The organism is Asticcacaulis biprosthecium C19 (genome assembly GCF_000204015.1).
GTDB lineage: Bacteria > Pseudomonadota > Alphaproteobacteria > Caulobacterales > Caulobacteraceae > Asticcacaulis > Asticcacaulis biprosthecius.
The window spans coordinates 2,064,355-2,065,438 of the sequence record NZ_GL883077.1 but is presented as its reverse complement, the minus strand read 5'-3'; the positions used below and the strand labels follow the sequence as shown (position 1 = coordinate 2,065,438).

Annotated in this window: 1 protein-coding gene; it reads left to right on the top strand. The window is 62.4% G+C overall.

All coding sequences use genetic code 11. The features are described from left to right. Positions 1 to 148 precede the first annotated feature (148 nt). The coding region (locus ABI_RS09595) for an efflux RND transporter permease subunit (RefSeq protein ID WP_040308765.1) at positions 149 to 1,084 on the top strand (936 nt) is incomplete at its 3' end.

The following is a 1,084-nucleotide window of genomic DNA, read 5'->3' as shown; positions in this document are numbered from 1 at the left end:
CTGTCAGTGGAATAGCCCCTTCCGTCATCTCGCTTCGCTCGATGCCACCTCCCCCGTAAACTGGGGAGGAGAAGAAATCTCAGTTTAACGCATCCCTCTGCGCCCTTCGGGTGCGGACAGGGACGGCTGTACCCGAAAGGGCCTCCAAATGAACCTCTCCAAATTTTTCATCGACAGGCCGATCTTTGCCGGCGTCCTGTCCCTCCTGATCCTGCTGGCAGGCCTCCTATCGTTGCGGGTCTTGCCTGTATCGGAATATCCCGAAGTCGTGCCGCCACAGGTGGTGGTGCGCGCCTTCTATCCTGGCGCCAGCCCCGCTGTGATCGCCGAAACCGTCGCCGCCCCCATCGAGGAGGCGGTCAACGGCGTCGAGAACATGCTCTACATGTCGTCTCAGGCCACGGCCGACGGCCAGATGACCCTGACCGTCACCTTCAAGCTGGGGACCGATGCTGACCTGGCGCAGCAGATGGTGCAGAATCGGGTCAGCCAGGCCGAGGCCAGGTTGCCCGGAGATGTGCGAGCGCTGGGCATTACCACCCAGAAGTCACAGTCATCCCTGCCGATGGTGGTCCACCTGACCTCACCCAACGGCCGCTATGACGTCACCTATCTGCGCAACTATGCCCTGCTGCATGTGAAGGACCGGCTGCAGTCGATCAAAGGCGTTGGCCCGATCCAGATGTTCGGCGGCGGCGAGTATTCGATGCGCATCTGGCTGGATCCGCAAAAGGTCGCGGAACGCGGATTGTCTCCCGCCGACATCACCAACGCCATACGTTCGGAAAACGTCCAGGCAGCCGCCGGTACGGTCGGCGCTTCGCCCGGGCTGCCCGACGTGACCGTGCAGATGCCGGTCAACGCCCAGGGCCGCCTGACGTCCGAGGAGGATTTCCGCAACATCATTGTCAAGACCGGCGCCGACGGCGCCGTAACCTATCTGGGTGACATTGCGCGGGTGGAACTCGGCGGGTCCGACTATGCCCTGCGGTCCTTGCTGGACAACAAGAACGCCGTCGCCATCCCGATTTTCGAGACCGCGGGTGCCAATTCGCTACAGTTGTCGAAAGAGGTCCACGCGACC